Source organism: Pseudomonas sp. NPDC089428 (genome assembly GCF_044749325.1).
Taxonomy (GTDB): domain Bacteria; phylum Pseudomonadota; class Gammaproteobacteria; order Pseudomonadales; family Pseudomonadaceae; genus Aquipseudomonas.
Window position 1 is genome coordinate 260,463 of the sequence record NZ_JBIVHT010000006.1, and the last position, 12,967, is coordinate 273,429.

Here is a 12,967-nt window from a genome sequence, read left to right on the forward strand (position 1 = left end):
AGGCCATTGTTTACACAGTGGCCTTTTTCTTTTGCCCGAAAATCCAGACTTGAAGCAATTGCGCGTTGTTTTGCAGTTAACGCTTGACTTGAACACTCAAGTCTATAGAATGCGCCCCTCTGACGCGGGATGGAGCAGCCTGGTAGCTCGTCGGGCTCATAACCCGAAGGTCGTCGGTTCAAATCCGGCTCCCGCAACCATATTCGTCAGAACAAACCCCGCCTGTGTAACAGCAGCGCGGGGTTTGTTGCATTTCGTCGCATGAAAAATCCTTCAGCCTCAGCCAAACCCGCCCATTTGAGGTGTTGCCTTGAGGATGAACTATCTTTAACGCTGCCGGACGACTGAAAGTAACGTTGCCCGGAGTAATATCTGGATACGTTTACCAAAGGGACTTTCACTTGGCCGCAGCTCTTCCCCTCCTCGCGCAACAAGCACGAGGCATCTCATGACATCGCACCCCCCTGAACCCCAGGTGCCACTAGCCTCGGCACTGCCGACTGCTGCCCAGCGCCTGCCTTGGCTGGAGCGGTTGAGCCGTTACCGTCAGCCGATTGGCCTGGCCGTGACCTTACTGCTGTTTGCCATGGCGCTGATTGCCTGCCGGCATCTGTTGAGCGAACTGGACATCTACGCCCTGCACGATGCCATGCTCGACGTGCCGGCACAGTCACTGATCGGCGCCCTGCTGGCGACCGTGGCAGGGTTCGTGATCCTGCTGGGCTACGAGTGGTCGGCCAGCCGTTACGCGGCCGTCAAGCTGCCGCCACGAACCTTGGTGATGGGCGGCTTCAGCGCCTTCGCCATTGGCAACGCGATCGGCCTGTCGATGCTCTCGGGGGGCTCGGTGCGCTACCGCCTGTATGCGCGCCAGGGCCTGGGCGCCGCCGAAGTCGCGCGCATGACCGTGTTTGCCAGCCTGTCGTTGGGGTGTGCGCTGCCACCGCTGGCAGCATTGGCCACCTTGAGCAACCTGCCGGCAGCGGCAGCAGCCTTGCGCTTGCCTGCGACGGTGCTGGCCGGTATTGCCGTCGCCGTGCTGGTCATCACTGCCGCACTGGTGATCGGGCTGTATCGCCGCCGCCTGCCGGAGCAACCACTGGCCGACAATCTGCTGGTGCAGCTGGGCCGTCGCACCCTGCGCCTGCCCGGAGGCCGCCTGGCGGCCCTGCAATTGCTGATCACCGCACTGGACGTGGCCGCAGCCGCCACCGTGCTCTACCTGCTACTGCCAGAGGCACCACCTTTCGGCGCCTTCGTGCTGGTCTACCTGCTGGCCCTGGCCGCAGGTGTGCTCAGCCATGTACCGGGTGGCGTCGGGGTGTTCGAAGCGATCCTGCTGGCTGCCTTCGCCGACAAGCTGGGCGCTGCGCCACTGGCCGCCGCTCTGTTGCTGTACCGGCTGATCTATGTGGTGCTGCCACTGCTGCTGGCCTGCGTGCTGCTGCTGGCCAACGAAGCACGCCGCCTGCTGTTCGCCCAGCAAGCCATCAAGGCGGCCTCGGGCCTGGGCGCGCCGATCCTGGCGATTCTGGTGTTCCTGTCGGGCGTGGTGCTGCTGTTCTCAGGCGTCACCCCCGAAATCGACACGCGCCTGGAGCACATGGGCTTTCTCGTGCCACACCGGCTGATCGATGCCTCGCACTTCGGCGCCAGCCTGATTGGCGTGCTCTGCCTGCTGCTGGCCCAGGGCCTGCGCCGACGCCTTTCGGCGGCCTGGCTGCTGACCACCGTGTTGCTGCTGGTCGGCGCGCTGCTGTCGATTCTCAAAGGCTTCGACTGGGAAGAAGCCAGCCTGCTGACCCTGACCGCAGCCCTGCTGGCGATCTTCCGTCGCTCGTTCTATCGGCCGAGCCGACTGCTCGAACTGCCGTTTTCGCCGGTATACCTGGTGGCCAGTGCCTGCGTGGTCGGCGCTTCGGTGTGGCTGCTGCTGTTCGCCTATCAGGACGTACCCTATACCCACAAGCTGTGGTGGCAGTTCACCCTGGACGCCGACGCCCCGCGCGGCCTGCGCGCCGCCCTGGGCAGCGCGGTGCTGCTGGTGATCGTCGCCCTGACCTGGCTGCTGCGCACCGCCCGTCCGGTCATTCACCTGCCTGACGACACCGAACTGCAACGCGCCAACCACATCCTGCTGGCTTCCGACCAGCCCGACGGTGGCCTGGCACTGACCGGCGACAAGGCCTTGCTGTTCCACCCCAGCGACAATGCCTTTCTCATGTATGCCCGCCGTGGCCGCAGCCTGGTAGCCCTGTACGACCCGATCGGGCCGGCCCAGGAACGCGCCGAGATGATCTGGCAGTTCCGCGACCTGTGCGACCTGCACCACGCCCGCCCGGTGTTCTACCAGGTACGCGCGGAGAACCTGCCGTTCTACATGGATATCGGCCTGACTGCCCTGAAGCTGGGCGAGGAAGCGCGGGTCGACCTGCGCCGCTTCGACCTCGAAGCCAAAGGCAAGGAAATGAAGGACCTGCGCTACACCTGGAACCGCGGCGGCCGGGATGGCCTGAGCCTGGAGATCCACGAACCCGGCCAGGCTCCGCTGGCCGAGCTCAAGGAAATCTCCGACGCCTGGCTCGGCGGCAAGAACGTGCGCGAGAAAGGCTTCTCGCTGGGGCGCTTCAGCCCCGAGTACCTGCAGCACTTCCGTATCGCCCTGATTCGTTTCCAGGGTCGGCCGGTGGCCTTCGCCAACCTGCTGGAAACCCACAGCAACGAACTGGCCAGCCTCGACCTGATGCGCGCTCACCCCGAGGCGCCGAAGCTGACCATGGAATTCATGATGATCGGCTTGATCCTGCATTACAAAAGCCATGACTACGGCCGCTTCAGCCTGGGCATGGTCCCGCTTTCCGGCCTGCAGCCACGGCGCGGCGCCCCCTTGACCCAGCGCCTGGGTTCGATGGTGTTCCGCCGTGGCGAGCAGCTCTACAACTTCCAGGGCCTGCGGCGCTTCAAGGACAAGTTCCAGCCGGACTGGGAACCTCGTTACATGGCCGTGCCGGCCGGGCTCGACCCGCTGGTAGCACTGGCCGATACTGCCGCCCTGATTGCTGGCGGCCTGACTGGATTGGTGAAACGCTGATGATCCGACGCTATTGGCTGTACGTACTGATTCCCCTGTTGCTGGCCGCCCTGGCCGGCGCCGCGGGCTTTTGGCTGTGGACCCGCCCTGCCCCCGAGGCCCGGCTGGAACAACTGACCCTCAATGAGACCAGCATCATCCGCGTCACCCCGGGCGTGCACGCCAAGGCCCAGGTCGCCATCGGCGTGCCCCAGGACCAGGCTCTGACCGACAAGCAGCTGCTGGACCTCAGCCAAGCCGCCGAGGCACAACTGGTCCAGGTGATCCTGCCGCCGAACGACTGCACCAAGCAGCAACAGGCCATGGATCAGGCGCTGACCCAGTTGTCCGGCAAACCGACCCTTGTCGCTGGCATCGGCCCAGGTGCAGCCCAGGCATGGCGCTGGCTGGCCACCCAGACTGACGACAAGGCACGGGCCATCTCCGTCGACTTCACCCTGGAGCAACCAGGTTGCAAGGTCGAATTGCCGAAATCGGCCGCCCACGGCCACTGGAACGTCGCCTGGAACGACAACCCGGACGACGCCAGTGCCGCCTTCGTGCGCGACCAGGCCAACGCCGAGACCAGCATCAGCGACTATGACATCCACCTGCCACAGGTACTCAAGGCCCAGCTGACCCAGGCCCTGGTCGGTCGCGATGGCAACGCCCTGGCCATTCCGGTGGTGGAAGTACCGGCCGGTCAGACCACCGACACCGTCACCCTGTTCCTGTCCGGTGATGGCGGCTGGCGCGACCTGGACCGCGACGTCGCCGGTGAAATGGCCAAGCTCGGCTACCCGGTGGTCGGTATCGACACCCTGCGCTACTACTGGCAGCACAAGACACCGGAACAAAGTGCCGCCGACCTGTCGGAGCTGATGCAGCACTACCGTCAGAAGTGGGGCACCAAGCGCTTCGTGCTGACCGGTTATTCGTTCGGCGCCGACGTGCTGCCGGCCATCTACAACCGCCTGCCGGCCGAAGACCAGCAGCGTATCGACGCGGTCGTGCTGCTGGCGTTCGCCCGCAGCGGCAGCTTCGAGATCGAGGTTGAGGGCTGGTTGGGCAAGGAAGGCCAGGAAGCACCTACCGGGCCGGAAATGGCCAGGCTGCCGGCGTCCAAGGTGGTCTGCGTGTACGGTGTGGAAGAGACCGACGAGAGCGGCTGCACCGACAAGACTGCGGTGGGTGAGCGCATGAAGCTGCCAGGTGGCCACCACTTCGACGAGAACTACCCGGCGCTGGCCAAGCGCCTGATCGACGAGATCGAGACCCGCCAGGGCAAATCCAGCGTCGCAGCACAGAACTGAACATGACGGGGGCCGCTTTGCGGCCCCGTCAATTCAAATTTCGACCTGGGTCCCTAGCTCGATCACCCGGTTCAACGGCAGGTTGAAGAAGCGCAGGTTACCGTTGGCATTCTTCAGCAGGAAGGCGAACAGGTTACCCCGCCAACGCGACATCCCCTCCAGACGCGACGCGATCACCGTTTCCCGGCTAAGGAAGTAGGTGGTACGCATCGGGCTGAAATCCAACTCATCCAGGTGGCACAGCTTCAATGCCGCCGGCACGTCCGGCTCGTCCATGAAGCCAAAGTGCAACAGCACCCGGAAGAAGCCATCACCATAGGCTTCGACCTCGAAACGCTCTTGTTCCGGCACCCGTGGGCGGTCCTCACTGACCACTGTCAGCAGCACCACCTGGCTGTGCAGCACCTGGTTATGCAGCATGTTGTGCAACAGCGCATGGGGCACCGCATCTGCCCGCGCGGTCAGGAACACCGCCGTGCCTTCGACCCGATGCGGCGGTTGCACGCGGATGCTGCTGATGAACACCGGCAGCGGAAGCCCGCCTTCATCGATACGTTCCACCAGGATCTGCTTGCCGCGCTTCCAGGTGCTCATCAGCAGGTACAGCACGCCGCCTGCCAGCACCGGGAAGGCACCGCCCTGGACGATCTTCGGCACGTTGGCGGCGAAGAACAGCCCATCGACGAAGAGAAAACCGACCAGGATCGGTACCGCCAATACCGGTGGCCATTTCCACAGCAGCAGCATCACCGCCGACACCAGGATGGTGGTCATCAACATGGTCCCGGTCACGGCCACACCGTAAGCCGCCGCCAGGGCACCAGAGGATTCGAAGCCAATCACCAGCAACACCACGCCGACCATCAATGTCCAGTTCACCGCACCGATGTAGATCTGCCCCTGCTCGTCGCTGGAGGTGTGCTGGATCTGCATGCGCGGGATGTAACCCAGCTGGATGGCCTGGCGGGTCAGGGAGAAGGCCCCGGAAATCACCGCCTGGGAGGCGATCACCGTGGCCATGGTCGCCAGCCCGACCATTGGCAGCAGCGCCCAACCTGGCGCCAGCAGGTAGAACGGGTTGCGGGCAGCTTCGGGGTCTTGCAGCAATATCGCCCCCTGGCCGAAATAATTGAGCACCAGTGCCGGCAGCACCAGGGCGAACCAGGCGCGGGCGATCGGTTTGCGCCCGAAGTGGCCCATGTCGGCATACAGCGCCTCGGCACCGGTCAGCGCCAGCACCACGGCGCCGAGAATGGCCACGCCCATGCCCGGGTGGACGATGAAGAAGTTAACCGCCCAGCCAGGGTTGACCGCCTTGAGCACTTCCGGGCTCTGGGAAATGCCATGCGCGCCCAACGCGGCAAGCGCGAGGAACCAGACCACCATGATCGGGCCGAACAGCTTGCCGATCTTGTCGGTACCGTGCTTCTGCACCAGGAACAAGGCCACCAGCACCACCAGCGAAATGGGCACTACCCAGTGATCGATACCTTCGAAGGCCAGGCCCATGCCCTCCACGGCGGACAACACCGACACCGCCGGGGTGATCATGCTGTCACCGTAGAACAGCGAGGCGCCGATCAGGCCACAGACCACCATCAGCGTGCGCAGGCGCGGATAGGCCGCCGTGGCCCGTCGCGCCAGCGCAGTCAATGCCATGGTGCCGCCCTCGCCCTGGTTGTCGGCACGCAGGATGAACATCACATACTTGAACGACACCACCCACAGCAGTGACCAGAGGATCAGCGAGAGGATCCCCAGCACGCCATCATGGTTGACCGGCACCCCGTAACCGCCGGTAAAGACTTCTTTCAGGGTATACAAGGGGCTGGTACCGATATCGCCATAGACCACCCCGACCGCTGCCACGAGCAGGCCCAGCGACCGTGTCGCGCCCTGCTTCCCCGCGTGCCCGCCTTCGGCGTGACTGCTTGCCTGAACCATCGAACACTCCCGCAGATGGCCTTGAAGGCCGGTAGAATTCACTCCTGCGTCAGAGGCATGCAATGCCCCCGGCGCAATGGCGCGAAGCATAGCGCAGCGTTCGTCGCTTTTCTGCTGGTCAAGCGACCTTGCGCTCGCTAGAATTGCGCACTTTTTGATCAGAGGCGCCAAAAGCGCCCGTCAAGATCGCCCCGGCTGCGGCAGGGCGAACTGCATTCAATACCGAGGTTAGTCATGTCCACCACTCCCGCCACCCCCAAGGTTGGTTTCGTCAGCCTGGGTTGCCCCAAGGCCCTGGTCGATTCCGAGCGCATCCTGACCCAGCTGCGCATGGAAGGCTATGAAGTCGTGCCCACCTACGAGGATGCCGATGTGGTGGTGGTCAACACCTGCGGCTTCATCGACAGTGCCAAGGCCGAGTCGCTGGAAGTGATCGGTGAAGCGATCAAGGAAAACGGCAAGGTCATCGTCACCGGCTGCATGGGTGTCGAAGAAGGCACTATCCGTGACGTGCACCCAAGCGTGCTGTCGGTGACCGGCCCGCAGCAGTACGAGCAGGTGGTCAATGCCGTGCACGAAGTGGTGCCGCCACGCCAGGACCACAACCCGCTGATCGACCTGGTGCCGCCGCAGGGTGTCAAACTGACCCCGCGCCACTACGCCTACCTGAAGATTTCGGAAGGCTGCAACCACAGCTGCAGCTTCTGCATCATCCCATCGATGCGCGGCAAGCTGGTCAGCCGCCCGGTCGGTGAAGTGCTGAGCGAAGCCGAGCGCCTGGTCAAGGCCGGCGTCAAGGAAATCCTGGTGATCTCCCAGGACACCAGCGCCTACGGGGTAGACGTCAAGTACAAGACCGACTTCTGGAACGGCCGCCCGGTCAAGACCCGCATGCTCGAACTGTGCGAAGCGCTGAGCAGCCTGGGTGCCTGGGTACGCCTGCACTACGTCTACCCATACCCGAACGTCGACGACGTGATCCCGTTGATGGCCGCCGGCAAGATCCTGCCGTACCTGGACATCCCGTTCCAGCACGCCAGCCCCAAGGTGCTCAAGTCGATGAAGCGCCCGGCCTTCGAAGACCGTACCCTGGCACGCATCAAGAACTGGCGCGAGCAATGCCCTGAGCTGGTGATCCGCTCGACCTTCATCGTCGGCTTCCCTGGCGAGACCGAGGAAGACTTCCAGTACCTGCTGGACTGGCTCACCGAAGCCCAGCTCGACCGCGTCGGCTGCTTCCAGTACTCGCCGGTCGAAGGCGCCCCGGCCAATGACCTGGGCCTGGAAGAAGTGCCGGACGACGTCAAGCAGGACCGCTGGGACCGCTTCATGGCGCACCAGCAGGCCATCAGCGCTGCCCGCCTGCAACTGCGCATCGGCAAGGAAATCGAAGTGCTGATCGACGAAGTCGAGGAGCAGGGTTCGGTTGGCCGCAGCTTCTTCGATGCTCCGGAAATCGACGGCAGCGTGTTCATCGACGGTGACCATGGCTTCAAACCGGGCGACAAAGTGCGTTGCCGCGTGGTGGATGCCGACGAATACGACATGTGGGCCGAACCGGTTTAAAGCCGCCAGCACATGAAAAACCCCCTGCCGGGTATTCCCCATGTGGAAATACCCGGCAGGGGCTTTTTTGTCAGAAGGTGTGAAAAACCATCAATCCAGCTTCTCCATCGGGGCTGGCATCGGAAAAGCCCTTCACCGCATATAGTTGAACTTTCCATTCCCGGTTGAGCTTGTGGGTCAGGAACAGCGTCAGTTCCTGGATCTGCGAGCCCGTCGAGACGACCTTTTGCCGCCAGTCGTACGAGGCACCCGCCGAGGTACCTTGCGCCACAGGTATGGCAAAACCCAGGCTGGTAAAGATCGGATCTCTGAAATCGCTGCCGGGTGGGTCGCCGAACTTCTTCCAGCCCAAGGTTGCGAAGCCGGTCAGCGGGCCGAACGCCTGGGCGATATCAACCTGGCCGGTATAGTCGTACTCACCCGTGCCCAGGCACTGCTTTTCATCAGCAGTGGGAAATTTGACCTTGCCGATGAGGTCCAGCATCAGGCCACCGTCACTGCCATCGAGCAGTGCATAGGCGGCGCTGGCTACCGTGTCGCCCAGCCCGCTCTCCACCGCATGGCAGCCACCGGGCAAGGGGTCCCCATTCGGGCCCACTTCAGGGTTGGTGATGCGTAGCCAGGGCACGGTGACTTTGTAAGTCATGGGGCCTGTTTCATACTTGCCGACCACGGGGACGTACCAGATCTCCGAAGTGGTTCCCGTGCCGTAGTCGCCACTCGAATAGTCCATGCCAATCGAGGCGCTAAAGGTATCGGCCAGAGCCGATGCACTGGCACAGGACAACAAACAAGCGAAAAGAGGGAGCGTGGGTCGCATCTGCACCTCAGTATTCGACGGGAAGTGTGATCAGACTTACCCAGCCTAGTTGCCTAATGCCCGGAACGCTCTGGATGCTCGACTTTTTCGACCTTCTCTACCGTTTCAGGCCTCTCGACCTTTTCGACTTTTTCTACCGTTTCAGGTTTTTCAACCCTTTCAACTTTTTCCACTTTCTCGACTTTTTCAGGCTTTTCGACCTTCTCTACTTTTTCAACCTTCTCGACCTTTTCAGGCCTTTCGGCTTTTTCCACCTTCTCGACTTTCTCGGGTTTTTCGACCTTCTCTACTTTTTCGACCTTTTCCACCTTCTCAACTTTTTCGAACTCTACTTTTTCAACCTCTTCGACCTTCTCCACCCGAACGGAGCTGCCACTGTTGCTGGTCTCGCGCTGCTCCACGCTGTCGACATGCCCGGACTTTCCTGACCTGCCCTCAGTTTCAACGCCGCCATGGTCAGCGGAACCACTACCCGAACTCCGTCCACTGTGATCATCACTGGCTTCGCTGCGGGTGCTGGAGGTACCACGCTCGCCCTGGCCACTGTTGTCCGAGTTTCCCGAGCCGCTTGGACCGTGCTCGCCATTGCGCCCCGAATGCCCCCTGTCCGAGTTGTCGAGGCGGTCGTCGTGGAACTCTATGCGGGATGCGCGCAACGCGTGCGTAGCACTGAACACCCCGCTTACCCGCACCCGTTGGTCAAGCGCAATCGCCGCAGGCTGCCTGCCAACAATCACGGTGTCCTGCCCCAGCGTCACATTGATGCCAGCCACCACCAGCTGGTGCGCCTGGGTGCGCTGTACCAGCCCCTCGATCACTGCGGTCTGCACGCGGCCGGCAAACGGCAGGCTCGGGTCTGGGCGGGTCTGCGCCACTTCCAACTGGCGCCCGGTCCATTGACCACGCACCAGCACTTCCCGCGCCGGTGCCACACGGTTCCCCAACTGCAGACCCTGAAGGCTACCGGGACGATCAACCGCACCGATGGCACTGGCCTCTCTGAGCCCAGGCGCCCGCTCGATTCGGCTAGCCACCACTTCCCCCGCAGCATCGCGCAGGCCGCTGACCCTGACCGGCTCGCCCGGCCGCAGCCCTTCAGCCACGCGCGCCCCGGCAGCAAGGCGCACGGGTTGCCCCATGACCCGCAGTGGCCCCGAAGCAGTGGGCAGCGCCGTCAACGGCCCTTCGTAAACGTTGAGGATCGCAATACGGCCGGCTTGCAGGCCGCGCTGCGTGCCATAGGCCTCCACCGCGACAACCTGGCCGATCGCCAGATGAGCACTGCTGGCAGGGACACCGTTCTCACTCACAGGCACATCCTTGCCGTAGTGCACCTCCTGGCCATTGACGCAGATCGAAGCGAACCCGGTGATGGTGCCGACGATCCCCGTGCCACCGGTACCACCTGGACGCTGGATCGGGGCGCCACTACCGCCCACGCCACCGTGACCGCGATCGATAAAGGTGCCGTCGACTCCCTCCGCCACCGCGCCGGTACCGCCAGTACCGCCTGGCCGCTGCTGGATCGGCGCACCCGTGCCGCCCACGCCGCCGTTCTCGCTGCGCACGCCAGTGCCGCCAACACCGCCGGTTCTGGCGCCGGTACCTCCGACACCTCCTGGGAACTGCATGCCCGCCGCGCCGGCCATACCCACTTCATCACGGCTGACACACACCGGCGCCGCTGCCACCTCGACAGGCGCCACCAGGTTCAGCCCGAAACCCAGGACGAGTGCGACGATACTGAGGCAGCGCGGGAGGAGAGTCATGAGTCGGCTGTCTTCGACGAGTCGGGATCAGTGGCTTCAGTGTAGAAATAAAGCCCGACAGTGATCCGCTGGCGTTGCTCATGGCCTGGCACGTCGGTGTTTTCCAGCTCAGCGGCCAGCCGGCTGAAAGCCAGCAGGGTTTGCATGCCATCCTTGGCAACCGCTTCGCGCAGCGTGTCGACGCTGGCCGAGGACAGGGCATCGTAGTGCACGCTGCGCTCAAAGAACGGCAGGCCTTCGCCGCTGAGGTTATGCACCGCTGCGCACGCGTGATCATGCAGGTTATGGCCAAAGTACGCGGCTTTCTCTTCGAAGCCCTTCTGCGGCACGAATGCCTGGGCCTCGAGGTGGACGCAATCCTGATCATCGAGGCGAACGATGCCAAGGCGCAGCCACTCATCCAGCACCACCCGCCCACGGATGTCCGTGCTGATCTTCGCCACCAGGGCATCGAACGAGCAATCGCCGCCAACGCTGGCGAGCCGTGGCAACGCCAATGCCTGGCCGGCCTCGGAGCAGAATGGCGGGCTACTGGTCCATACATTCACCAGTTGCGCACCTAAGGTGATGTTTTCCGGAAGCTCAGCGAGAGACGTGTCATTTTCACTTCGCAGCCGCCGGACATCCTTGCGATGCACGCCTGTAAGCAGGCTGATGCGGCTGTCGGTCGGCACCTTGCCGTCAAGGCGAAACTCTCGATGGGCCACATCGACGAACACCTCCTTGAGCACATCGGTGAACATCGTGTAAGTCACCCCTTTGCGCAACATCAGGCGCACCAGAGGGCGCATGACCCTGCGCAGTGCACTCAACATGGACGGGGGGATAGAGGGCGGTTGCATGGAGCGCATTCCTTGACGGTTGAACCCAGTATACGACGCGGGAAAACATCCCACACGAACTGTAACTACTTCCCACCGAGAATGAGAAAAAGCTGTCAGCGCTCACTGCAAACGCGTGATAGGGCTGCACTGCCCTGACCCGCTCATACAAAACCCGTCCGCTGGGTCTTGTATGGGCTGTTCACTGCCAATCAGCTCCTGCTGTTGTCATCCCCGACTTCGCCGGCGGCATGAGCACCGCGGTCATCACCCTGTTCGCGACCCACATGGTTGCCATGATCGTCACCAGGTTCACCACCAACGTGATTGCCATGATCGTCGCCAGGTTCACCGCCAACATGATTGCCATGATCGTCACCGGGCTCACCGCCAACATGATTGCCATGATCGTCACCGGGTTCACCGCCAACGTGATTGCCATGATCGTCACCGGGCTCACCGCCAACGTGATTGCCATGATCATCACCCGCTTCAGCATGATTGCTGCTGCGACCGGAGTTTGAATTGCCATCGTGACCCTGGCCTGCTTCACCATGGCCGCTACCACTGTTTCCGGCATGGCCGCCACTACCACTGCCACTTCCACCGTGGCCGCCACCGCTGCCGCTGCCGCCGCCACTTCCGCCGCCGCCACCGTGACCACCGCCGCCGCCGCCACTTCCGCCGCCGCCACCGTGTCCACCGCCGCCGCCGCCACTTCCGCCGCCGCCGCCACCATGACCACCGCCACCGCCGCCACTTCCGCCGCCGCCGCCACCGCCACCGTGACCACCGCCGCCACCGCCACCGCCACCGCCACCGCCATCCTTGGCATAGGCGCTAGAGCCATGAGAAATCGAGTCAGGAACCAATACGATGGCCGTCGACAGCACGCCTGCAACAGCGACTGCCAGTAAAGCCCTCTTGAACAGCATGTGGATTTGCATTTTCCGTCTCCAGGTCTTCGCCACGAGAACGCCAAATCAAGCCGGGAATCTGTTGTCAGTTTTACTTCTTCTTTGCGTGGGAATTTTTCCCACATCAAATTAATAGACCTCTGCGAGCCAGGCTTCAAGCGACGCACGCAAAAGCCGACCAGTGGTTGGCCTGCTATGTTTTCTCTATCGTCCAGGAGGAACACCTGCATGCATTCGGCTCTGACGCTGCATACCCCGCGCTACAGCGACTACGGTGAACTGGTGCAGCTTTGGGAAGACTCAGTGCGAGCGACCCATGACTTCCTTCCCGATGCCTACATCCTGTTGTTGCGCGAGCAGGTACTGCGCCGCTACCTCGACGCGGTGATGCTGATCTGCTGCCGGGATCGCCAACGCATCTGCGGCTTCGCCGGTGTCGCCAACGGCTACGTGCACATGCTGTTCGTCGCACCGGGCTACCGCGGCAAGGGGGTTGGCAAGCGCCTGCTGCGCTATGCGATCGACGAACTGAATGCCGAACGCCTGGACGTCAACGAGCAGAATCCGCAAGCCCTCGGCTTCTACTTGCATGAGGGCTTCGAAGTGTTCGGCCGCTCGGAAACGGACGGCTTGGGGCAGCCCTACCCCCTGCTGCACATGAGGCTGATTCCTACAGCGTCTTAAGGGGACGTCTGAATATGCCGTGGTCTGCGTCCAAAATGGCGCATCTGACACAGATTCCCATCA

At 62.9% G+C, this 12,967-nt stretch carries 9 protein-coding genes and 1 tRNA gene; 5 read left to right on the forward strand and 5 right to left on the reverse strand.

Features of this window, described 5'->3' with window-relative positions; translation table 11 throughout:
• Window positions 1-123 precede the first annotated feature (123 nt).
• From ACIPZ5_RS14440 to ACIPZ5_RS14450, 3 genes are all read left to right on the forward strand, one after another.
• A tRNA-Met gene (locus ACIPZ5_RS14440) sits at window positions 124-200 on the forward strand.
• A gap of 248 nt (window positions 201-448) precedes the next feature.
• A complete protein-coding gene (gene mprF / locus ACIPZ5_RS14445) occupies window positions 449-3,091 on the forward strand; it encodes a bifunctional lysylphosphatidylglycerol flippase/synthetase MprF (protein ID WP_400809297.1) in 2,643 nt (880 codons plus the stop codon).
• On the forward strand, window positions 3,091-4,383 hold the full coding sequence (locus tag ACIPZ5_RS14450; RefSeq protein ID WP_400809299.1) for a virulence factor family protein: 1,293 nt from the start codon (window positions 3,091-3,093) through the stop codon (window positions 4,381-4,383). The genes mprF and ACIPZ5_RS14450 overlap by 1 nt, the downstream gene beginning before the upstream one ends.
• A 33-nt stretch (window positions 4,384-4,416) precedes the next feature.
• Here the strand turns inward: ACIPZ5_RS14450 and ACIPZ5_RS14455 are convergent, their stop codons facing one another.
• Entirely contained in the window at window positions 4,417-6,327 is a 1,911-nt protein-coding gene (locus ACIPZ5_RS14455) for a potassium transporter Kup (RefSeq protein ID WP_400809302.1), read from the reverse strand.
• A 234-nt stretch (window positions 6,328-6,561) separates the two neighbouring features.
• Here ACIPZ5_RS14455 and rimO point away from each other — a divergent pair, with 234 nt between their 5' ends.
• Window positions 6,562-7,893, forward strand: coding sequence for a 30S ribosomal protein S12 methylthiotransferase RimO (gene rimO / locus ACIPZ5_RS14460; protein WP_261942995.1), 1,332 nt, complete (start codon window positions 6,562-6,564; stop codon window positions 7,891-7,893).
• A 70-nt stretch (window positions 7,894-7,963) separates the two neighbouring features.
• Here the strand turns inward: rimO and ACIPZ5_RS14465 are convergent, their stop codons facing one another.
• The 4 genes from ACIPZ5_RS14465 to ACIPZ5_RS14480 all read right to left on the reverse strand — a co-directional run bounded on the left by ACIPZ5_RS14465 (window position 7,964) and on the right by ACIPZ5_RS14480 (window position 12,238).
• Window positions 7,964-8,713, reverse strand: a complete 750-nt coding sequence (locus ACIPZ5_RS14465) for a hypothetical protein (RefSeq protein WP_343598622.1) — start codon at window positions 8,711-8,713, stop codon at window positions 7,964-7,966.
• A gap of 53 nt (window positions 8,714-8,766) precedes the next feature.
• Entirely contained in the window at window positions 8,767-10,482 is a 1,716-nt protein-coding gene (locus ACIPZ5_RS14470) for a DUF5666 domain-containing protein (RefSeq protein WP_400809306.1), read from the reverse strand.
• Window positions 10,479-11,324, reverse strand: coding sequence for a DUF6502 family protein (locus ACIPZ5_RS14475; RefSeq protein WP_343598620.1), 846 nt, complete (start codon window positions 11,322-11,324; stop codon window positions 10,479-10,481). The genes ACIPZ5_RS14470 and ACIPZ5_RS14475 overlap by 4 nt, the downstream gene beginning before the upstream one ends.
• A 191-nt stretch (window positions 11,325-11,515) precedes the next feature.
• Window positions 11,516-12,238 carry a hypothetical protein gene (locus ACIPZ5_RS14480; RefSeq protein WP_400809371.1) on the reverse strand — a complete coding sequence of 241 codons (723 nt, stop codon included), beginning with the start codon at window positions 12,236-12,238 and terminating at the stop codon, window positions 11,516-11,518.
• 210 nt (window positions 12,239-12,448) lie between these two features.
• On the opposite strand from ACIPZ5_RS14480, the gene ACIPZ5_RS14485 reads away from it, so the two are divergent.
• A complete protein-coding gene (locus ACIPZ5_RS14485) occupies window positions 12,449-12,904 on the forward strand; it encodes a GNAT family N-acetyltransferase (protein ID WP_400809309.1) in 456 nt (151 codons plus the stop codon).
• The last annotated feature ends 63 nt before the right edge of the window (window positions 12,905-12,967 follow it).